The organism is Marinobacter sp. MBR-99 (assembly GCF_040547575.1).
In the GTDB taxonomy this organism is placed as follows: Bacteria; Pseudomonadota; Gammaproteobacteria; order Pseudomonadales; family Oleiphilaceae; genus Marinobacter.
This window is the reverse complement of the sequence record NZ_JBEPPY010000003.1, coordinates 59,077-79,077: the sequence shown is the minus strand read 5'-3', so window position 1 is coordinate 79,077 and position 20,001 is coordinate 59,077. Positions and strand designations below refer to the sequence as shown.

Annotated in this window: 20 protein-coding genes; 14 read left to right on the top strand and 6 right to left on the bottom strand. The window is 58.3% G+C overall.

Annotation, left to right across the window (positions count from 1 at the left end; all coding sequences use genetic code 11):
* Positions 1-58: 58 nt before the first annotated feature.
* Positions 59-865 (bottom strand): cytochrome C assembly family protein, encoded by an 807-nt coding sequence (locus ABIE59_RS03505; protein ID WP_354444293.1) that lies wholly within the window; start codon positions 863-865, stop codon positions 59-61.
* Positions 866-1,024: 159 nt separating this feature from the next.
* Between ABIE59_RS03505 and ffh the strand changes: the two genes are divergently transcribed.
* The 13 genes from ffh (at position 1,025) to ung (ending at position 14,704) form a co-directional block, all read left to right on the top strand.
* Complete coding sequence (gene ffh, locus ABIE59_RS03500) at positions 1,025-2,410, top strand: signal recognition particle protein (protein ID WP_354444291.1); 1,386 nt, start codon at positions 1,025-1,027, stop codon at positions 2,408-2,410.
* Between the two features lie 165 nt (positions 2,411-2,575).
* Positions 2,576-2,815: a 30S ribosomal protein S16 gene (gene rpsP / locus ABIE59_RS03495; RefSeq protein ID WP_058091782.1), complete on the top strand. Its 240-nt coding sequence runs from the start codon at positions 2,576-2,578 to the stop codon at positions 2,813-2,815.
* 29 nt (positions 2,816-2,844) lie between these two features.
* The gene (rimM, locus tag ABIE59_RS03490; protein WP_152437468.1) at positions 2,845-3,372 is read left to right on the top strand and encodes a ribosome maturation factor RimM; all 528 of its coding nucleotides are present in this window, start codon (positions 2,845-2,847) and stop codon (positions 3,370-3,372) included.
* A 3-nt stretch (positions 3,373-3,375) separates the two neighbouring features.
* Positions 3,376-4,134 carry a tRNA (guanosine(37)-N1)-methyltransferase TrmD gene (gene trmD, locus ABIE59_RS03485; RefSeq protein ID WP_354444288.1) on the top strand — a complete coding sequence of 253 codons (759 nt, stop codon included), beginning with the start codon at positions 3,376-3,378 and terminating at the stop codon, positions 4,132-4,134.
* A 25-nt stretch (positions 4,135-4,159) separates the two neighbouring features.
* Positions 4,160-4,516: a 50S ribosomal protein L19 gene (gene rplS / locus ABIE59_RS03480; protein WP_022988899.1), complete on the top strand. Its 357-nt coding sequence runs from the start codon at positions 4,160-4,162 to the stop codon at positions 4,514-4,516.
* A 99-nt stretch (positions 4,517-4,615) separates the two neighbouring features.
* The gene (gene xerD / locus ABIE59_RS03475; RefSeq protein WP_354444286.1) at positions 4,616-5,521 is read left to right on the top strand and encodes a site-specific tyrosine recombinase XerD; all 906 of its coding nucleotides are present in this window, start codon (positions 4,616-4,618) and stop codon (positions 5,519-5,521) included.
* A 90-nt stretch (positions 5,522-5,611) separates the two neighbouring features.
* Positions 5,612-6,346, top strand: a complete 735-nt coding sequence (locus ABIE59_RS03470; RefSeq protein ID WP_354444284.1) for a DsbC family protein — start codon at positions 5,612-5,614, stop codon at positions 6,344-6,346.
* 143 nt (positions 6,347-6,489) lie between these two features.
* Positions 6,490-7,791 carry a homoserine dehydrogenase gene (locus tag ABIE59_RS03465; protein WP_354444282.1) on the top strand — a complete coding sequence of 434 codons (1,302 nt, stop codon included), beginning with the start codon at positions 6,490-6,492 and terminating at the stop codon, positions 7,789-7,791.
* Positions 7,792-7,802: 11 nt separating this feature from the next.
* Positions 7,803-9,203 carry a threonine synthase gene (gene thrC, locus ABIE59_RS03460; protein ID WP_354444280.1) on the top strand — a complete coding sequence of 467 codons (1,401 nt, stop codon included), beginning with the start codon at positions 7,803-7,805 and terminating at the stop codon, positions 9,201-9,203.
* Positions 9,204-9,209: 6 nt separating this feature from the next.
* The gene (gene recJ, locus ABIE59_RS03455) at positions 9,210-10,943 is read left to right on the top strand and encodes a single-stranded-DNA-specific exonuclease RecJ (protein ID WP_354444278.1); all 1,734 of its coding nucleotides are present in this window, start codon (positions 9,210-9,212) and stop codon (positions 10,941-10,943) included.
* A 339-nt stretch (positions 10,944-11,282) separates the two neighbouring features.
* Positions 11,283-12,378 (top strand): peptide chain release factor 2 gene (gene prfB / locus ABIE59_RS03450; protein ID WP_354444276.1). Its coding sequence is split into 2 segments (ribosomal slippage): positions 11,283-11,354 and positions 11,356-12,378, totalling 1,095 coding nucleotides; the frame shifts between segments, so codons are not numbered across the junction.
* A 51-nt stretch (positions 12,379-12,429) separates the two neighbouring features.
* On the top strand, positions 12,430-13,965 hold the full coding sequence (gene lysS / locus ABIE59_RS03445) for a lysine--tRNA ligase (RefSeq protein WP_354444274.1): 1,536 nt from the start codon (positions 12,430-12,432) through the stop codon (positions 13,963-13,965).
* Between the two features lie 4 nt (positions 13,966-13,969).
* On the top strand, positions 13,970-14,704 hold the full coding sequence (gene ung / locus ABIE59_RS03440; RefSeq protein WP_354444272.1) for a uracil-DNA glycosylase: 735 nt from the start codon (positions 13,970-13,972) through the stop codon (positions 14,702-14,704).
* Positions 14,705-14,861: 157 nt separating this feature from the next.
* On the opposite strand, the gene ABIE59_RS03435 is transcribed toward ung, so the two are convergent.
* The 5 genes from ABIE59_RS03435 to nadB form a co-directional block, all read right to left on the bottom strand.
* A complete protein-coding gene (locus ABIE59_RS03435) occupies positions 14,862-15,695 on the bottom strand; it encodes an HDOD domain-containing protein (protein ID WP_354444270.1) in 834 nt (277 codons plus the stop codon).
* A gap of 102 nt (positions 15,696-15,797) precedes the next feature.
* Positions 15,798-16,781, bottom strand: coding sequence for a CAF17-like 4Fe-4S cluster assembly/insertion protein YgfZ (gene ygfZ / locus ABIE59_RS03430; RefSeq protein ID WP_354444268.1), 984 nt, complete (start codon positions 16,779-16,781; stop codon positions 15,798-15,800).
* Positions 16,782-16,809: 28 nt separating this feature from the next.
* The gene (locus ABIE59_RS03425) at positions 16,810-17,271 is read right to left on the bottom strand and encodes a hypothetical protein (RefSeq protein WP_354444266.1); all 462 of its coding nucleotides are present in this window, start codon (positions 17,269-17,271) and stop codon (positions 16,810-16,812) included.
* Entirely contained in the window at positions 17,255-17,527 is a 273-nt protein-coding gene (locus tag ABIE59_RS03420; protein WP_061332284.1) for an FAD assembly factor SdhE, read from the bottom strand. The genes ABIE59_RS03425 and ABIE59_RS03420 overlap by 17 nt, the downstream gene beginning before the upstream one ends.
* Positions 17,528-17,563: 36 nt before the next feature.
* Positions 17,564-19,171: an L-aspartate oxidase gene (gene nadB / locus ABIE59_RS03415; protein WP_354444264.1), complete on the bottom strand. Its 1,608-nt coding sequence runs from the start codon at positions 19,169-19,171 to the stop codon at positions 17,564-17,566.
* Positions 19,172-19,382: 211 nt separating this feature from the next.
* Here nadB and rpoE point away from each other — a divergent pair, with 211 nt between their 5' ends.
* Positions 19,383-20,000 carry an RNA polymerase sigma factor RpoE gene (gene rpoE, locus ABIE59_RS03410; RefSeq protein ID WP_106693516.1) on the top strand — a complete coding sequence of 206 codons (618 nt, stop codon included), beginning with the start codon at positions 19,383-19,385 and terminating at the stop codon, positions 19,998-20,000.
* The last annotated feature ends 1 nt before the right edge of the window (position 20,001 follow it).

Genomic DNA, 20,001 nt, shown 5'->3' with positions numbered 1-20,001 from the left:
TGACGACAAGAGTGGAAAATAGGGTGACTGGGTTTGCAGTGTCAAGTGATTCGGGCGATCAGCCGCCTCTCTGGAACAGCAATTCAAGCACAAATTTGCTGCCGTAAAATGCCAGCATCAACAGGGCACACCCCGCCAAGGTCCAGCGGCTGGCTGTCATTCCCCGCCAGCCTTTGGTGTAGCGGCCCACCAGCAGGCCTATAAAGACCATAAGAGAGAGCATTGAGAACAGCGTTTTGTGTGCCAGGTCCTGGGCAAACAGGTCTTCGATAAAGACCGCACCAGTGACAATGGCCAGAACCAGAAGAACAACACCCGCCCAGACCATTTCAAACAGCAGGGATTCCATGGTTTGCAGCGGTGGCAGGTTGCGGATCAGCAGGCTGTTGTAGTTGTGTTTGAGCTGCCGGTTCTGGAAATACAGCAGTACCGCCTGAATGGCTGCAAGGGTGAACAGGCTGTAGGCAGTCACCGACAGAGCAATATGTGACAGCATACCGTAGCTCTGATCCGGCACCAGCCGGGATGGGGTGTGGGTGATCAGTGCCATTACAATCGTCAGTGCCGCTATGGGATAGGCCCCGAGGAACAAGCTGGCGACTGGTTTAGTCAGATTCAGGCCCAATAGAAGAAAGACGATCAGCCAGGAAATGAGCACCGAGCTTTTGAAAAAGCTCAAATCAAAGCCGCCATCCATGTGGACTGTCTGGGCGATCAGCAAACCGTGGCCAATCAGTGCCAGGATGCCAATCAGGGTGGTAATGGCCAGATTACTCTGCACCCGCCCCCTGAAGTGCAAAGCCTGCAGGGCGGTTCCAACGCTGTAAAGAAAGAGTGCGGTAACCGCGAGAATCAGCGTTCCCATGACATCCTTAGAGTGTTGCCTTGTAATGAAAGCGGGCACGGAGTTGTTCAGAGGCTCCGTAGTCTGGGTATAATGTCGCGATTATGCAACAGGAATCAAGCAGCCCGGGCTGGCTTCTTGATTTGTGTGAACAATTTCTCCGGGGTACGGAAGAGCATCATGTTTGAGAACCTCCAGGACCGGCTATCCGGTAGCTTGCGCAAGATCTCCGGCCAGGCACGCCTGACCGACGACAACATCAAAGACACGCTTCGCGAAGTTCGTATGGCGCTGCTGGAAGCGGACGTCGCGCTGCCGGTCGTAAAGGATTTCATTGAAGGTGTCCGGCAGCGGGCTATTGGTCAGGAAGTCCAGCGCAGCCTTACGCCGGGCCAGGTGTTTGTAAAGGTTGTCCAGCAGGAGCTGGAGCGTGTGATGGGCGAGGGCAATGAATCCCTCAACCTGTCTACCCGGCCGCCGGCGGTGATCATGATGGCTGGCTTGCAGGGTGCTGGTAAAACCACGACGGTTGCCAAGCTCTCCCGCTTCCTTAAAGAGCGTCAGAAAAAATCGGTGCTGGTGGTCAGTGCCGATATCTACCGGCCGGCGGCCATCCGACAGTTGGAAACCCTGGCCGGTGAAGTGGGTGTCGAGTTTTTCCCCAGCACCACCGATCAGGATCCCGTGGATATTGCGAACGGTGCGATTGAGGCGGCCCGCCGCAAGCATATCGATGTGGTGATTCTTGATACCGCCGGCCGCCTGCACGTGGATGAGCAGATGATGGGCGAGATCGGGCGGCTGCACAAGGCAGTGAGCCCGGTGGAAACCCTGTTCGTGGTTGACGCCATGACCGGTCAGGATGCCGCCAATACGGCCAAAGCGTTCAATGATGCCCTGCCGCTGACTGGTGTGGTGCTGACCAAAACTGATGGCGATGCCCGCGGCGGTGCGGCCCTGTCTGTGCGTCACATCACCGGCAAGCCGATCAAGTTCCTGGGTGTGGGTGAGAAATCCGATGCCCTGGAGCCGTTTTATCCAGACCGTGTTGCGTCCCGCATTCTGGGGATGGGGGATGTGCTTTCCCTTATTGAGGAAGCAGAGCGCAAGCTGGATAAACAGAAGGCCGAGAAACTTACCAAAAAGATCAAGAAAGGTAAGGGCTTTGATCTGGAAGATTTCCGCGATCAGCTCCAGCAAATGAAGAATATGGGCGGCATTGGCGGCCTGCTGGACAAGTTGCCGGGTATGGGGCAGATGGCTCAGATGGCGCAGCAGCAGGTAAATGACAAGTCTGTTGGTCAGATGGAGGCCATTATCTGCTCCATGACGCCTAAGGAGCGCCGGTACCCGGATGTGATCAACAACTCCCGCAAGCGCCGCATTGCCGCTGGCTCCGGCACTCAGATACAGGATGTGAATCGACTGCTGAAGCAACACAAGCAGATGCAGAAGATGATGAAGAAAGTTGGCAAGAAGGGCGGAATGGCCAACATGATGCGCGGTCTTGGTGGTATGATGCCGCCCGGCGGCGGTGGTGGCATGCCCCCGTTCGGCCGTATGTAAAAAGCCTTACATATAAAATGGGGAAACCGAGCGTTTCCCTGTTTTCATTGGCGCTTTTTTGGCATAGAATAGCGCCCCTTTCGAGTATGGGTCTTCTCGTCAGCCGCCAGTCGGCATGGTGAGAATCGTACAAAGTTCGTACAACAGAACAGGATATTGGTCGAAATGGTAACAATCCGTTTGGCTCGTGGCGGCTCCAAGAAGCGCCCGTTCTACCATCTGACAGTCACTGACAGCCGTAACTCCCGTGACGGCCGTTTCATTGAGCGTGTTGGTTTCTTTAACCCGGTTGCCCGCGGCCAGGAAGAGCGCCTGCGTGTAAATCGTGAGCGCGTTGATTTCTGGCTGGGCCAGGGCGCCCAGGCAAGTGATCGCGTTGCCCAGCTGCTCAAAACTGCTGGTTAATTGCACGTAAAGACCGGGGTTTGACAGGCATGACACAGCATCCACAGGAAACTGTGATCGGCCAGATCACCTCGGTGTTCGGGGTCAAGGGTTGGCTTAAAGTCTTCTCTTACACTGAGCCCCGGGAAGGGATACTCACTTATCGTGACTGGACTCTGGTTCTTGACGGTAAGCGTATCCCGGTAAAGCTTGAGGAGGGTCGCCGCCAGGGGCAGGGGATCGTTGTCAGGCTTAAAGGTATTGATGACCGTGAGCTGGCTCGCTCCTATGGCGGTGCCGAGATCCGGGTTCCAACCGAGCAGTTGCCGGAATTGCCTGAAGGGGAATTCTACTGGCACCAGCTGGAGGGGCTTGAAGTGTTCACGGTTGAAGGTGAGTGCCTGGGTAAGGTGCATCACCTGCTGGAAACAGGCTCCAACGATGTCCTGGTGGTGCGCGCAACGGCGAGCTCCATTGACCAGCGCGAACGGCTTATCCCCTATCTGCCTGATCAGGTGGTTCACGGGGTGGATCTGGACAACTCGCGCATGGTGGTCGACTGGGATCCGGAGTTCTGACGGGTGTGGATTGGCGCGGTCAGTCTGTTCCCGGATATGTTTTCTGCGGTGACGGATTACGGTATTACCGGCAGGGCAGTTCGTGAAGGGTTACTGACCTTCAACTGCTGGAATCCCCGGGACTATACCCACGATCGGCACCGCACGGTGGATGACCGGCCCTATGGTGGCGGCCCGGGAATGCTGATGAAAATTCAGCCCCTCCGGGACGCAATTCATGAGGCCAGGGCATCGGCACCCGGCAAGGCCTGTGTGGTCTACCTTTCGCCCCAGGGCGAAAGGCTGGATCAGTCGGTGGTTGAATCTCTGGCCGCCGAACAGCAGCTGATTCTCGTTGCCGGTCGCTATGAAGGCGTTGATGAGCGCCTGATATCGGCGGAAGTCGACCGGGAAGTGTCACTGGGGGATTTTGTACTCTCCGGTGGCGAACTGGCGGCGATGGCTGTGATTGATGCGGTAACACGCCTCATCCCCGGAGCGCTGGGTCATGCGCAGTCAGCGGAGCAGGATTCCTTTGCTGATGGTTTGCTGGATTGTCCGCACTATACCCGGCCCGAGGTTTACGAAGGTCAGGCGGTGCCGGAAGTTCTTTTGGGCGGTCACCATGAACAGATCCGGCGTTGGCGATTGAAAGAATCGTTGAGGCGAACCCGGGAGCGACGCCCCGACCTGCTGGAAAAGCGGGTGCTTACGGAAGAAGAGCGTCAGCTTCTGGAAGAAATTTTGAACGAACCGGGTGTCTCTGAGTCATCAGGGCATTGAAAGATTGGGTATCAGGAGCATTACGATGAGCGGCAAGAACAACATCATCAGTCAACTTGAAGCAGAACAGATGACCAAGGAAATCCCTGCGTTCGCGCCGGGTGACACCGTGGTTGTTCAGGTTCGCGTAACTGAAGGTAACCGTGAGCGTCTGCAGGCGTTTGAAGGTGTGGTTATCGGCAAGCGCAACCGTGGCATGAACTCTTCCTTCACTGTTCGTAAGATTTCTTACGGCGTGGGCGTTGAGCGTACTTTCCAGACCTTCTCCAAGCTGATCGACAGCGTGAGTGTGAAGCGTCGTGGTGACGTGCGTCAGGCCAAGCTTTACTACCTGCGCGACCTGTCTGGTAAGGCAGCTCGCATCAAGGAAAAGCTTAACTGATTCAGGCCTCTGGCCATTCAGTTGCAAAAAAAAGCAGCCTCGAGGGGCTGCTTTTTTTATGCTGTAATGCCGACAGGCAGCGAGTGAAGAGGTATAGCCTTGCCCCGGCCAGACGATGAGCAGTTGATAACCCGGTTTTCCGATGCCATCTGGTTAGAGGATGGTCTGGGTGAGAAAACCCGTCAAGCCTATGCCAGTGACTTGTTCAGGCTGGCCGATTGGTTGCAGGCCCAGCCCGGTTCGCCAACCCTGCGTGCTGCCCGGCGTACCGATCTACTGGCCTGGATGTCGAGGGGGTTGGCGGACGGTCTCAAAACCAGTACTGCTGCCAGGCGGTTGTCTGGTATTCGTCGTTTTTACCGTTTCCTGCTGCGTGAAGGTTTGATTGCCGAAGATCCGACTCTGAGAATTGACAGCCCGCGTTTGCCCCGGCGTCTGCCGGATACCCTGACAGAGGATGACGTGGACGCCTTGCTCACTGAGCCGGATCCAGAGGAGCCGATTGAGCTGCGGGATCGGGCCATGCTTGAGATTCTCTATGGTTGCGGACTTCGGGTGTCGGAGTTGACAGGGTTGGCCGTTGATCAGGTTAATCTGCGCCAAGGGGTTGTCCGAATCAGTGGCAAGGGAGGTAAAGAACGTCTCGTGCCGCTGGGCGAGGAAGCCGTCGACTGGTTGGTTCGCTATATGAAAGAGGCTCGCGGTGAACTCCTGAAGGGCAAAAGCAGTAACGCCCTGTTTCCTGGTAATCGGGCCACTGCCATGACGCGCCAGACCTTCTGGCACCGAATCAAGCATTATTCGGTTCGTGCCGGGATCCGTAAGCACATTTCACCACATACCCTGCGCCATGCCTTTGCCACACATCTGCTTAATCACGGGGCGGATCTTAGGGTGGTGCAGATGTTGCTGGGGCATTCCGATCTTTCAACAACTCAGATCTACACCCATGTAGCGCGCCAGCGGCTTCAGGATTTGCATCAGGCACACCATCCCCGGGGCTAATCTGGTATGTTAGCCGGATGAACTTTTGCCGAGTGGCGGTGTCGCATCACAAGGTTTCGAAATTACAAACACAGAAGGTAAGTTAAACCCATGAATCTGAATATTGTGGCCGTTGTGGCGGGTCTGGTGATGTCACTGACCGGGGTTTCAGCAGTGAATGCTGGCGACACCGAGGATCGAATTGCCAAGCGCCTGATGGACGCGGTGCCGGGTTTGAAAGTGACTTCGGTACGGAAATCCGAAGCGGCCGGCCTTTTCGAAGTGCAGAGCAATAACGGCGACACCATTTACACCACGGCGGATGGTGTTTACCTGCTGACCGGTGATCTTTTGAAGATTACAGATAATGGCATTGCCAATGTGTCAGAGGCGTCGCGGGCCGGCCAGCGTAAAGAGCAGATGGCCACGTTTTCCGGCAAGGGTGTGATTTCCTATCCGGCCAGGGGTGAGCAAAAGGCGGTGATTAATGTGTTTACCGATATCGATTGCCCTTATTGTCGGAAAATGCATGATGAGGTGCCTCAGTTAAACGAATACGGGATCACTGTGAACTATTACGCGTTCCCTCGCTCGGGCCCCGGAACGCCGTCCTTCAGAAAGTATGTGTCGGTATGGTGTGCTGATGATCAGCGGGAAGCGATGGATGCCGCCAAGGCTGGCAAGTCTGTGGCCCAGAAAACCTGTGATAACCCGGTCGAGGAGCAGTACCGCCTGGGTGGTCAGGTAGGGGTCACTGGCACGCCGGCCATTCTGCTCGAAGACGGTAACATGGTCAGGGGCTACGTACCTGCGCAAAACCTGGCCGAAGGGCTTGGGATTCTGTGATTGCCTCCGGAGCTGGCGCACAGCTCCGACATCCATCGTGTTAACTGCAACCGATTCAGGGCTTATTCAGAGGCCACTGAATCGGTATACTATCGCCCTTTGTTGCAATCCATCAGCACCCCATCGGGATCAGAGGTGAGAGCTTGAAAGACGTTAATGTCGGAATTTGCGGACTGGGAACCGTTGGCGGCGGTACATTCAATGTCCTGACTCGCAATGCTGCGATTATTGCGGGGCGTGCGGGCTGCAATATCCGGATTACCCGGGTGGCCAGCCGTCACAGCCGGGATGATCTGGAGCTTGGCAGCGTTCCTTTCAGTACCGACATCTTCGATGTGGTGAATGATCCTGACATTGATATCGTGGTTGAGCTGATTGGTGGCTATGATGCCGCTAAAGAACTGGTTCTGGCCGCGATTGCCCAGGGCAAGCACGTGGTGACCGCCAACAAGGCATTGATTGCCGTGCACGGCAACGAGATTTTCGAGGCGGCCGAAAAAGCCGGCGTTGTTGTCGCCTACGAAGCCGGCGTTGCCGGTGGTATTCCGGTGATCAAGGCGGTACGTGAAGGCCTGGCGGCCAACCGTATTGATACCATTGCCGGCATCATCAACGGCACGGGTAACTACATCCTGACCGAGATGCGCGCCGGTCGCGAATTTGGCGAAGTTCTGAAAGAAGCCCAGGCCCTGGGATACGCCGAAGCCGACCCGACCTTCGATGTCGAAGGCATTGACGCAGCCCATAAGTTGACCATTCTGGCGGCGTCAGGTTTCGGCGTTCCCCTGCAATTCGAGAAAGCCTACACCGAAGGCATTTCCGGCATTACCCCTTACGACATTTCCCATGCCGAGCTTCTCGGCTATCGGGTAAAGCATCTGGGTATCGCCCGTCGTCGTGATGACGGTATCGAGTTGCGTGTCCACCCAACGCTGGTGCCACAAAGTCACTTGATTGCCCAGGTGGATGGCGTGCTCAATGCGGTGCTGGTAGACGGTGACGCGGTAGGGCAGACCATGTACTACGGCCCTGGTGCCGGTGACGAGGCCACAGCATCTGCGGTGATTGCAGACATTATTGATGTGGCCCGCGCGGTTGCCAGCAACAGTCAGCAGCGTGTTCCCTATCTGGGCTTCAGTCCGGCGGCTCTGGAAGATCTGTCGGTCCTGCCAATGGAAGATGTGCAGTCGGCTTACTATCTGCGTATTCAGGCCTTTGACCATCCGGGCGTGCTGGCCAAGATTGCCGCGATCCTGAGTGAGCATGGCATCAACATCGAATCGATCATGCAGAAAGAATCCGAATTCAAGGATGGCCGGATTCCGGTCATCATCCTGACCCACACGGTTCAGGAGCGCCAGATGAACCTGGCCATTGACGAGATGGAATCCCTCGCCGACATCGATGGCAAGGTTGTCCGCATCCGCGCTGAAAACTTTAACTGACAGGTACGCACGTGAGATACATCAGTACACGGGGTGAAGCGCCCGCTCTGGGCTTTGAAGACGTTCTTCTGACAGGCCTGGCCACAGACGGTGGCCTGTATGTGCCGGAATCCCTGCCGCACTTCAGCGTGGAAGAAATTCGTAGCTGGCGTGGGCTCTCCTATGCAGAGCTGGCCTACAAGGTGATGTACCCGTTTGTGGAAGACGCCATCCCGGCTGATGACTTCCGCAAGATGCTGAATGAAACCTACAGCGTATTCAGTCACCAGGCGGTCGCACCCCTGGTGCAGCTGGATACCAATGAGTGGGTGATGGAGTTGTTCCGCGGCCCCACGCTGGCGTTCAAGGACTTTGCCCTGCAGCTGTTGGGTCGACTGCTGGATTACGTCCTCGAGAAGCGCAAGCAGCACGTTGTGATCATGGGTGCCACCTCCGGTGACACCGGCTCTGCCGCCATCGAAGGGTGCCGCCGTTGCGAGCATGTGGATATCTTTATCCTGCATCCGTACCAGCGAGTATCGGAAGTACAGCGCCGGCAGATGACGACGGTGCAAGGTGACAACATCCATAACATCGCGGTCAAGGGCAACTTCGACGACTGCCAGCGCATGGTAAAAGAAAGCTTCGGCAACCAGTCATTCCTGGGTGGCAAAACCCAGTTGGCAGCGGTGAACTCCATCAACTGGGCGCGGATCATGGCCCAGATTGTTTACTACTTCCAGGCGTCCCTGGCCCTGGGTGGCCCGGATCGCAGCATGGCGTTTTCGGTACCCACCGGTAACTTCGGTGACATCTTTGCCGGTTACCTGGCCAAGAAGATGGGCTTGCCCATCAGCCAGCTGGTGATTGCCACCAACCGCAACGACATCCTGCATCGCTTCATGAGCGGCAACAAATATGAGCAGCATCAGCTGGAGCACACTTTGTCGCCGAGCATGGATATCATGGTGTCCAGCAACTTCGAGCGCCTGCTGTTCGACCTGCACGGCCGTGACGGTGCGGCGGTGAAAGATCTGCTGGAGCGGGCAGCCAAGGGTCCTGTCAGCATCGAAGACTACCGCTGGAAGCACGCCCGCAAGCTGTTCGACAGCGACGCGGTGGACGACAAAACCACCTGCGACACCATTCGGGACATTTACGAGAAGAACGAATACCTGCTGGACCCGCACACCGCCATCGGCGTACGCGCCGCCCGCAACTGCCGCCGCGACGGCACTGTGCCGATGATTACCCTGGGTACCGCCCACCCGGCCAAGTTCCCGGACGCCATCGCCGAGTCTGGCCTGGTTGTGAAGCCGCAACTGCCGGCCCACATGGCGGACCTGTTCGAGCGGGAAGAGCGCTACACCGTGCTGGATAACAGTGTGTCCGAGGTGCAGGGCTTTATCGCCAAGCATTGGAAGAACGCCTGATCCGGCATGACTCCTAAAAAGATCCTGCGTCGCCCCCAGCCGTCTGACGTGACGGGCTGGGGGCAAAACCTGCCTCCGATCCTTCGCCGCCTGTACGCCGCCCGCGGTGTGCATTCTGACGACCAGCTCCAGTACACCCTGAAACACCTGGCGTCGCCCATGCAGTTGCGTGGCATAGATCGCGCGGTTGAGCTGCTGGCCGAGGCCGTTGCCCGGAAGCAGCGGGTGATGGTGCTGGGGGATTTCGATGCCGATGGCGCTACCAGCACTGCCGTCGCCATGCTCGGGCTGTCCATGCTCGGTGTTGCAGCCATTGATTTCCGCGTGCCCAGCCGCTTCTCCGATGGCTATGGCCTGACGCCGGGCATCATTCACCGGTTACAGGACGAAGGCGACTTACCCGACTTGCTCGTTACCGTCGATAACGGTATTTCCGCCATCGAAGGCGTGCGCGCCGCCCGGGAACTGGGCATCAAGGTGGTCATCACCGATCACCACCTGGCCGGTGAGGAACTGCCAGACGCCGACGCCATCGTTAACCCCAACCAGCCTGATTGCCCATTCCTGAGTAAGAACGCTGCCGGTGTTGGCGTGATGTTCTACGTGCTCACCGCCCTGCGCAAACACCTGCGGGACAACAGCCTGCTGCCAGACCCGGAGCCCAACTTGGGCAACCTGCTGGACCTGGTGGCCCTGGGTACCGTGGCAGACGTAGTACCGCTGGACCACAACAACCGGATTTTTGTCGAGCAGGGCATCCGCCGCATTCGCAAAGGCGAAGCCCGCCCGGGCATCCTGGCCCTGCTGGAAGTGGCGGGCCGTGACTACACCGAAATCAGCGCTACGGACCTCGGCTTCGTGGTTGGCCCGCGCCTGAACGCCGCCGGCCGGCTGGACGATATGAGCATCGGCATCGCCTGCCTGCTCGCCGACAGCCGCGACGAAGCCCTGCGCCTGGCCCGGGAACTGGACAATTTCAACCGCGAACGCCGCAGCATCGAAAAAGACATGAAAACCCAGGCTCAGGATCTGCTTGCTTCCATGTCCCTCGACGTTGAAGGCCTTCCCTGGGGCCTGGCCCTGTTCGACCAGGACTGGCACCAGGGCGTGATCGGCATCCTGGCCGCCAGAATCCGCGAACAGACCCACCGCCCCACCATCGCCTTCGCCCCCGATGACGACGGCGAACACCTGAAAGGCTCCGCCCGCTCCATCCCCGGCCTGCACATCCGCGATGCCCTGGCCGTGGTCGATGCGAAAAATCCAGGCCTGATGAAAAAATACGGCGGCCACGCCATGGCCGCCGGCATGACCATTGCCCGGGACGACCTCGAACGGTTCAGCAACGCCTTCGACCAGGCCGTGCGCGATACCCTGAAACCGGAAGACCTGGAAGCAGCCATCACCACTGACGGCCCCCTGACACCGGACGAACTGAACCTGGACACCGCCTACCTGCTCAAACGCGCCGGCCCCTGGGGGCAGCATTTCCCGGAGCCGGTGTTTGATGGCGAATTCCGGGTAGTGAGCCAGCGCATTGTCGGCGAGAACCATTTGAAGCTGGTGCTGCAGCCGGTTGAGGGTGGTGGCATTATTGATGGCATTGCGTTCAACACCGGGCCTGAGGTGCCGGACTTTACCCGAAGTGGCGCGCGGGTGGTTTATAAGCCGGATGCCAACACGTTTCGGGGGAGAACCAACCTTCAATTGTTGGTGGATTATCTGGAGCCATTGGGCTGAACTCTCTTTGGAGATTGGCGATGGAGAAGGGTGGGGTCTGACCCCGAGGGGTCAGACCCCTTTGTAGCCGGCGAGTGGGGAGCCCCAGAGCTATGTCTGGGCGCGGGGTGGGAGGGAACCTTTCCGGGAGTATCGAAAACAGGGATGTTTTCGCTAAGCGTACAAGGACGTATTAACAGCGTCTCCCGGAAAGGTTCCCTCCCACCCGGTGCTTGCACCAGAGCTCAAGCCCACAGCCTGAATACTCCGTACTTTCCGCCTGCTGATTTACCCCGCGAATTCCGGTAGAATCCGCCCTCTGTTTTTATCGCACCATTTTCCAAAGCGAGACAAGGTTTCATGGAAATTAATCCCATAGTGACGAAGATCAAAGAGCTTCGCGAGCGCACCGAAGCGCTGAGGGGGTATCTTTGACTACGATCAGCGCAGTGAACGCCTGACCGAAGTCGAACGCGAGCTCGAACAACCCACCGTCTGGGACGATCCCGAGCGGGCACAGGCCCTGGGCAAAGAGCGCTCAGACCTTGAACTGATCGTCAAAACCATCGACAACCTCACCAACGGCCTGGCAGACGCAGAAAGCCTGCTCGATATGGCCGTGGAAGAGGGCGACGAAGGCACCGTCCAGGAAATCGAAGCCGACCTCGAAGGTCTCGACAAAGAACTCGAGAAACTTGAATTTCGCCGCATGTTCTCCGGTGAAATGGACGCCAACAACGCCTACCTGGACATCCAGGCCGGCTCCGGCGGCACCGAAGCCCAGGACTGGGCCAACATGCTGCTTCGCATGTACCTGCGCTGGGCCGAGCGCCGTGGTTTCAAGGCCGAAATCGTCGAACTGCAGGAAGGTGAAGTGGCCGGCATCAAGAGTGCCACCATTCACATCCAGGGCGACTACGCCTACGGCTGGCTGCGCACCGAAACCGGCGTACACCGCCTGGTGCGCAAATCCCCGTTCGATTCCGGCAACCGTCGCCACACCTCCTTCTCTTCCGTGTTTGTATCGCCGGAAGTGGACGACAGCTTTGAAATCGAAATCAACCCGGCGGATTTGCGGGTCGATGTATACCGCGCCTCCGGTGCCGGTGGTCAGCACGTTAACCGGACCGAATCCGCGGTGCGACTGACCCACAACCCCACAGGGATCGTTGTTGCCTGCCAGGCCGGCCGAAGCCAGCACCAGAACAAAGACCAGGCCATGAAGCAGCTCAAGGCCAAGCTCTTTGAACTGGAAATGCAGAAGCGTAACGAAGAGAAACAGAAAGCCGAAGACTCCAAGTCTGACATCGGCTGGGGTAGCCAGATCCGTTCCTACGTGCTGGACGACAGCCGTATCAAGGACCTGCGCACCAAGGTGGAAACCAGCAACACCCAGTCGGTGTTGGATGGCGACATCGACAAGTTTATTGAAGCCAGTCTGAAGATGGCGCTGTAATCAGCGCCATTCACCCACACCCGGACAATCCCGACTTCTTAGTGAGCCAACATGACTGAATACACCCAGAACGCTGCACAGCCCGAGGACAACAAGCTGATTGCCGAGCGCCGCGCCAAACTGGCAAACATGCGCGAGCAGGGCAATCCGTTCCCGAACGACTTCCGTCGCGATGCCACCGCTGCCGAGCTGCAGGAAAAATACGGTGACAAATCCAAGGAAGAGCTGGAGTCCCTGGGTATCAAAGTGGCCATTGCCGGCCGCATGATGCTCGACCGCAAGGCGTTCAAGGTGGTTCAGGACATGACGGGCCGCATCCAGATTTACGCGTCCAAGGATGTCCAGAAAGACACCAAGCACTGGGATATGGGTGACATCGTGGGTGTGCGCGGTACCCTGTCGAAATCCGGCAAGGGCGACCTGTACGTCACCATGGATGAGTACGTGCTGCTGACCAAGTCTCTGCGCCCGTTGCCGGAGAAGCACAAGGGCCTGACCGACACCGAAGCCCGCTACCGTCACCGGTACGTGGACCTGATGGTGAACGAAGACAGCCGCCGCGTGTTCCATGCCCGGTCGAAGATCATCAACGCCATGCGCCAGTACTTCACCGAGCGTGACTTCATGGAAGTGGAAACCCCCATGCTGCAGGTGATCCCCGGTGGCGCCACTGCTCGTCCGTTCGTGACCCATCACAACGCCCTGGGCATCGACATGTACCTGCGTATTGCCCCGGAGCTGTTTCTCAAGCGCCTGGTGGTCGGCGGCTTTGAGCGGGTGTTTGAAATCAACCGCAACTTCCGTAACGAAGGCTTGTCTACCCGGCACAACCCCGAGTTCACCATGGTCGAATTTTACCAGGCCTACGCCGACTACAACGACCTGATGGACCTGACCGAAGACATGCTGCGCACCATCGCTCAGAAAGTGCTGGGTACCACCACGGTGATCAACACCCGGGTGCTCAAGGACGGCAGCGAAGAAACCATCGAATACGATTTCGGCAAGCCGTTCGAGCGCCTGACCGTGGTTGACGCCATCCTGCGCTACAACCCGGACATCACCCGCGAGCAGCTGGCAGACGACGCGCAGGCTCGTGCCGTGGCGAAGAACCTGGGTATCCACGTGAAGGATATCTGGGGCCTGGGCAAGGTGCAGATCGAGATCTTCGAGGCGACGGCCGAGCACCGCCTGATGCAGCCAACCTTCATCACCGAATACCCGAAAGAGATCTCTCCATTGGCCCGCTGCAAAGACAGCGACCCGTTCGTGACCGAGCGCTTCGAATTCTTCGTGGGTGGCCGCGAGATTGCCAACGGCTTCTCCGAGTTGAATGATGCGGAAGACCAGGCCGAACGCTTCCAGGCCCAGGTGGCGGAAAAAGACGCCGGCGACGACGAAGCCATGTTCTACGACGACGACTACGTCATGGCTCTGGAATACGGCCTGCCGCCGACCGCCGGCGAGGGCATCGGTATCGACCGCCTGGCCATGCTGCTGACCAACTCACCGTCCATCCGCGACGTGATCCTGTTCCCGGCCATGCGCCCCGAGCACAAAGCCGAACAGAAACCGGAAAGCGAGTAAGCCCATGCACCCTGCCGAGGCACTGGCTCAACAACTGAAGCCCGGCCGCGGCTGGGATGAGTGGCTGGCGGACGAGTTCCGCCAGCCTTACATGCTGCAACTGGCCGAATTCCTGGCTGCCCAGGAACAGGCGGGCAAAGTACTGTTCCCGGAGCAAAGACACTGCTTCAACGCCCTGAACAGCACCCCCCTGAACCAGGTCAAAGTCGTCATCCTCGGCCAGGACCCCTACCACGGCCCCGGCCAGGCCCACGGCCTCTGCTTCTCCGTGCGCCCGGGCGTGCCCACGCCGCCGTCCCTGGTCAATATCTTCAAAGAAATCGAAACCGACCTGGCCATCCCCCCGCCAGACCACGGCTGCCTGCAACCCTGGGCCGAGCAGGGCGTTCTACTCCTGAACGCGGTCCTCACCGTTGAACAGGGCAACGCCGGCGCCCACCAGAACAAAGGCTGGGAGACCTTCACCGACAAAGTGATCGAAACCGTCAACCGGGAGCGGGAGGGCGTGGTGTTTCTGCTCTGGGGCAGCTACGCCAGAAAGAAAGGCCGACACATTGATCGCAATCGCCATCTGGTTCTGGAAGGACCGCACCCGTCACCGCTGAGTGCTTATCGAGGATTTTTCGGTTGTCAGCACTTCTCGCAAGCTAATGACTGGCTGCAGAAACAGGGAATAGCTCAAGTTGATTGGGCACTGCCAGATAAAGTGCAGCTTATCCAGAAATATGCGAAGAGCTGAGGGCTGTCTGGGGAGTAGTCTTTGCGGCGGGGTTGAGCTCACAAAACCTTGCGGAGCCAGGGATGGCGGAGCAGAGCGTACAGGGAAGTATTCACAGCGTGTTTTGGGAGCTCAACCCCGCCGTAAAGACGGGCGTCAAGCTCCCGAAACATAAAGATCACTGAAGCAACGCCATCGCCGCTTCCATCTGAGCGTTGAGATCCTCCTCCTCGCTCATATCGATATTCGGATCCAACCCCAAACGCCCAAAGGCAGGAATGGTATTCCAGTCCATCTCCGTCCACGGGTGATCCGTACCCGCCACCAGTTGCAGATTCGCCACCATCACCAGATCAGCATAATCCGCCGCCGGCACCTCGCGCTGGAAATTGGCATACTCCAGCGGCACATTCTGAAGATCATTCGGGAAATCCCACTTCTTGAGAATCAGCGCGCCAATGCGCGGGTGCAACTGGTCAATCACATTATCCAGCATGATACTGCTGATCTGGATATCCCGGTCCTCCACATAGCGCAGAATCGGCAGCACCCCAATAAGGTGAACAAGCCCTGCCAGCGTGGCCTGATCCGGTTTGAGCTTGGTGTAATGCTGGGCCAGAACATGGCATACACCGGCCACTTCAGTGCTGGTTTGCCAGGTGGCGCGCAGCCGCTTATCGACCATGTCTGAGGTGGCCTGGAACATCTGCTCCATGGCCAGACCCATGGCCAGGTTGCTGGTGTAGGCCATGCCAAGGCGGCTGACCGCCATGTTCAGGTTTTCAATCGCGCGGCTACCCCGGAACAGCGGGCTGTTGCACACGCGGATAATTCGGGCAGAGAGGGCTGTGTCGTTACTGATGACCTTGACCAGGTCAGCGATTGCCGAGTCTTCGGACTCGGCGATGTCCCGAACCTGAAGCGCCACCTCCGGCAGGGTTGGCAGCACCAGTTTGTCGTTCTCAATGGCTTCCGTCAGGTCAGCTTTGATGGTATCTACAATGTTGGCCATGGTCAGTAACGTTCCGCTTGTCTGGGTGCGCTGCTCGCGCGCACGGGGTAAACCGGTATGTGGTTTAATTTATAGCAAATTTTTCCGGTTTTTCCTGTCAACTTATGTATCTGCCTGCGTTGCGGGCTGTTGCTCGGGCACCGGGTAAGGCAGCGGTTGCATGGTCACGGTCACCGTGTTCATGCCTTCCAGAGCCAGGGTGCCTTGCTGAGCGTCGTGCCGGATAACCGCCAGCATCTCACCAGCCTGTTCAGACGTGAGCTCTGCGTTAACTACCTCGCCAACGTTCTTGCCTTCGCTCAGTAGCCTGGTGCCCGGTTCCGGTCCAGTGTCGGAACCCTCAAAACGCAACCGGAACAGGCTCTTCTTGAGCTGCCCCAGAAAGTGCATTCTGGCGATCACTTCCTGACCGGTGTAGCAGCCCTTCTTGAAATGAACCCCTTGCAGGTGTTGCAGGTTAAGCATCTGCGGAACATAGGCCTCCCGGGTCTGGGCGGTTAGCCAAGGCACGCCGGCGGAAATGCTGGCAGCGTTCCAGTGTGCCATCGACAACTCGGGCAGTTCCTCCGGCAGCGGTTGGTCTCCCTCAAGCTGCCACCATTCGTAGCGGGCCGTCTGGTCACTGGTATCCTCGATTCGAATCAGGATTCCGGAACCGGTGGCCAGTGTCTGCCCCGGCCGGGAAAGCGATTCGGCTGCGTCTCCGCAGGCAGTGATGGCGGCTGGTTTACCGATCAGGCCAAGGATTCGGGCGGAAGGCAGCACGTCCATGCTGGTGCCACGAAACAGCATCAGGTACTTGCGGAGGTGGCTCAGGGTGTCATCCGCCAGCTCTGCATCCAGGTCCATCAACAGGTCCTGGCCGTGCCGTACCATGCGGGTTACGCAGTAGGCTCGCCCCTTGGGTGTGCAGGCGGTTGCCCGCAGAGACTGGGTCTGTGTCACCTCATCCACATGCTGGGAAAACTGGCCCTGGACAAACTTGTCGGCGCCCGGGCCGCTGATGCGCACCACCAGTCTGTTGGTGAGCTGGGTGTAACCGGCGTCAGACGAATAGTGTGGCCGAGGGTTTTCCGTGGGGTTCATCGTGATCTCCATGTTGGGTCAGCGGAGTTCAGTGAGCGTTACGCGTATGGCCGATTCTCAGCCATACCCGCAGGCGTCGAAACTCATGCTCGGGAGCATTGGCCTGGAATGGCCCGATCTTGCCGGTAATCATTACCATGATGCTACCTGATCTGGAGTCTTGGGGGTGGAGTTTCAAGATCAGGCAGGACGCACCCAGGGTACTTGAGGCGCAGACCCGAACGGGTGTCTCATGGCCATCGCCGAACTGGCAGGTTATGCCGCCACTGTCGGTGCGCAGGGCCTTAATGGCCTTGGGCCCGCGTAACAGGCCATAGCGACGGAAGTTTCGCCAGGCGAAAGTGATTGTGACCGGCACTGCCATCAGTAACCAGAGGCTGGTTTCCAGTGCCGCACCAAGGGCAAAAGCGCTGAGCAGTAACCAGGGTGCACTGGCCAGCAGGCCCGTGATGCCGGAGGGGGATAGAGTCAGATCAATCCGGCTGGACACGGTTCAGGATGATGTCAACGATGCGCTGAAGATCCGGGTCTTCCGGCCGGCTGCGTTGCATGAACCATTCGAACATATCGGTGTCTTCACAGCTCAGCAGTTTCTTGTATCTGGCCTGGTCGTCCGGCTCGAGGTCCCGGTACGCTTCCTCCAGGAAGGGTAGAAGCAGAACATCCAGTTCGAGCATGCCCCGGCGGCTGTGCCACCACAGGCGGTGAAATTCGGTATGGTCGTTGGACGCATTGGTGTCTGACATAGTCGGTTGCCTTGAAAAAGGAGTGGAGTCTCCCGGTCAGGGAGACGATGTACGATAGGTGGTAGGTACCAGAACCGTGTCCTGCGGGTCGTTCAGCAATCCCGGGTAATCCAGTGTGTAATGCAGCCCCCGGCTTTCCTTGCGTTGCAGGGCCGAGCAGATGATCAGGTCGGAAACTGTCACCAGGTTACGCAGCTCGATCAGGTCATTGGTAACCCGGTAATTGCTGTAGAACTCGCCGATTTCCCGGGACAGCAGATCCACCCGGTGCTTGGCCCGCTGCAGGCGTTTGGTGGTACGCACAATGCCCACGTAGTCCCACATGAAATGACGTAATTCGTCCCAGTTGTGGGAAATCACAACGTCTTCATCGGAGTCCCGTACCTGGCTTTCATCCCAGTCTGGTGCGACCGGTGGCTCCGGAATGTCGGATTCTCGCCGGGCAATGTCGGCGGCAGCGGCGCGGCCATACACCAGGCATTCCAGCAGGGAGTTGCTGGCCATGCGGTTGGCGCCATGCAGTCCGGTGAAGGCCGCTTCGCCCACCACATACAGCTGGTTAATGTCGGTGCGGGCCCGTTCGTCGCTGACAACGCCGCCACAGGTGTAGTGGGCAGCCGGCACTACCGGAATCGGTTCTTTGGTAATGTCGATGCCGAAGTCCAGGCACTTCTCATAAATGGTCGGGAAGTGGTGTTTGATGAAGTCCGCTGGCTTGTGGCTGATGTCCAGGTACAGATGGTCGGCACCCAGGCGTTTCATTTCATGGTCGATGGCCCGGGCGACGATATCCCGGGGCGCCAGTTCGGCCCGCTTGTCGAACCGGTCCATGAAGCGGCTGCCGTCCGGCAGTTTCAGTACGCCGCCTTCACCACGGACCGCCTCGGTAATCAGAAACGATTTGGCGTGGGGGTGGTAAAGGCAGGTGGGATGAAACTGGTTGAATTCCATGTTGGCCACCCGGCACCCGGCCCGCCAGGCCATGGCGATGCCATCACCGGATGCGCCGTCCGGATTGGTGGTGTAGCGGTAGGCCTTGGAGGCGCCGCCAGTGGCAATCACGGTAAACCGGGCGCGGAACAGTTCTACGTGGTTATCTTCCAGGTTCAGTATGTAAGCGCCTACGCAACGGTTGCCTGGCAGGGCGAGTTTGCGGTTGGTGATCAGGTCCACTGCTACCCGGCCCGCTTTAAGATCAATATTGGGGCAGGCCTGGGCCTGACTGGCGAGTGTGGTCGACACCGCATGGCCAGTGGCATCGGCGGCATGGATGATGCGCCGGTGGCTGTGGCCACCTTCCCGGGTCAGGTGGTAGTCTTCGCTGTCATCCTGGCGGGTGAACTTTACGCCCGAATCAATCAGCCACTGGATGCTCTCTTTGCTGTGCTCCACGGTAAAGCGCACGGCATCTTCATGGCACAGGCCTCCTCCGGCGTTGAGGGTATCCAGAATATGGTTTTCAACGGAGTCGGCATCATCAATCACCGCAGCAATGCCGCCCTGGGCCCAGAGTGTGGCGCCGGAGCTGATGTCTGCCTTGCTGACTACGCACACGCTGAGGTGCTCCGGCAGATTGAGCGCTACGGTCAGGCCGGCAGCGCCGCTGCCGATAATGAGAACGTCGTATTCGAAGGACTGTGGCATTGAGTCGTTGTCGCGGGCCATAATGTGGACGTGTATTGAACTAAACTTTACGCTTGCTGTCTATTTGGCCTGATGGATAAGCCGCCCGTCGGTTGCTGTCCAGGACCATGGGTTCATGATCGAACGCCGGAAGAGCCGAATGACACAAGCAGCAAATCTTATCAAGGCCACTCCGTTGGCCACCAAGACAGGACATTCTGTTACGTCGTCCATGACTCCTGATAACGACTGGAAGCCGGGTGAGCAGACCGACAGTCAGACGGATCTGCAGTTGGTTCGCAAGGTTCGCAATGGCGATCGTGCGGCCTTTGATCTGCTTGTGGTCAAGTACCAGTCGCGAGTGGCCTCCATCATCAGTCGATACGTCTACGACAGCCAGGAAGTGATGGATCTGACCCAAGAGACCTTTGTCAAAGCGTTCCGGGCGGTCGAGCGGTTCCGGGGCGACAGCGCATTCTACACCTGGCTATACCGGATTGCCGTCAACACCGCCAAAAACTACCTGGAGGCCCGTGGTCGCCGGCCACAGGGATCGGCAGACTCGGCAGATGCCGAGAATTTCGACGATGGCGGCCGGTTAAGGGATGTCGCTTCCCCGGAGCGGCTTTTGCAGCGGGAACAGCTGCAAAAAGCACTTTCGGAAGCAATAGCAGGCCTGCCTGAGGAACTTCGCTCCGCTTTTCTGCTCAGGGAATATGATGGCCTGAGTTATGAGGATATTGCCCGGATTCTGGAGTGCCCGATCGGAACCGTTCGGTCGCGGATATTCAGGGCCCGGGATGCAGTGGACCGGCACTTGGGCCCCTTGCTCAATCATTCAGTGACGTAAA

Coding starts and splice junctions, on each gene's coding strand:
- recJ (WP_354444278.1), top strand. CDS start 9,210: ATGACTCCTAAAAAGATCCTGCGTCGCCCCCAGCCGTCTGACGTGACG.
- rimM (WP_152437468.1), top strand. CDS start 2,845: ATGACACAGCATCCACAGGAAACTGTGATCGGCCAGATCACCTCGGTG.
- rpoE (WP_106693516.1), top strand. CDS start 19,383: ATGACTCCTGATAACGACTGGAAGCCGGGTGAGCAGACCGACAGTCAG.
- ung (WP_354444272.1), top strand. CDS start 13,970: ATGCACCCTGCCGAGGCACTGGCTCAACAACTGAAGCCCGGCCGCGGC.
- ffh (WP_354444291.1), top strand. CDS start 1,025: ATGTTTGAGAACCTCCAGGACCGGCTATCCGGTAGCTTGCGCAAGATC.
- lysS (WP_354444274.1), top strand. CDS start 12,430: ATGACTGAATACACCCAGAACGCTGCACAGCCCGAGGACAACAAGCTG.
- rplS (WP_022988899.1), top strand. CDS start 4,160: ATGAGCGGCAAGAACAACATCATCAGTCAACTTGAAGCAGAACAGATG.
- ABIE59_RS03470 (WP_354444284.1), top strand. CDS start 5,612: ATGAATCTGAATATTGTGGCCGTTGTGGCGGGTCTGGTGATGTCACTG.
- nadB (WP_354444264.1), bottom strand. CDS start 19,171: ATGCCACAGTCCTTCGAATACGACGTTCTCATTATCGGCAGCGGCGCT.
- ABIE59_RS03505 (WP_354444293.1), bottom strand. CDS start 865: ATGGGAACGCTGATTCTCGCGGTTACCGCACTCTTTCTTTACAGCGTT.
- ygfZ (WP_354444268.1), bottom strand. CDS start 16,781: ATGAACCCCACGGAAAACCCTCGGCCACACTATTCGTCTGACGCCGGT.
- ABIE59_RS03435 (WP_354444270.1), bottom strand. CDS start 15,695: ATGGCCAACATTGTAGATACCATCAAAGCTGACCTGACGGAAGCCATT.
- rpsP (WP_058091782.1), top strand. CDS start 2,576: ATGGTAACAATCCGTTTGGCTCGTGGCGGCTCCAAGAAGCGCCCGTTC.
- ABIE59_RS03420 (WP_061332284.1), bottom strand. CDS start 17,527: ATGTCAGACACCAATGCGTCCAACGACCATACCGAATTTCACCGCCTG.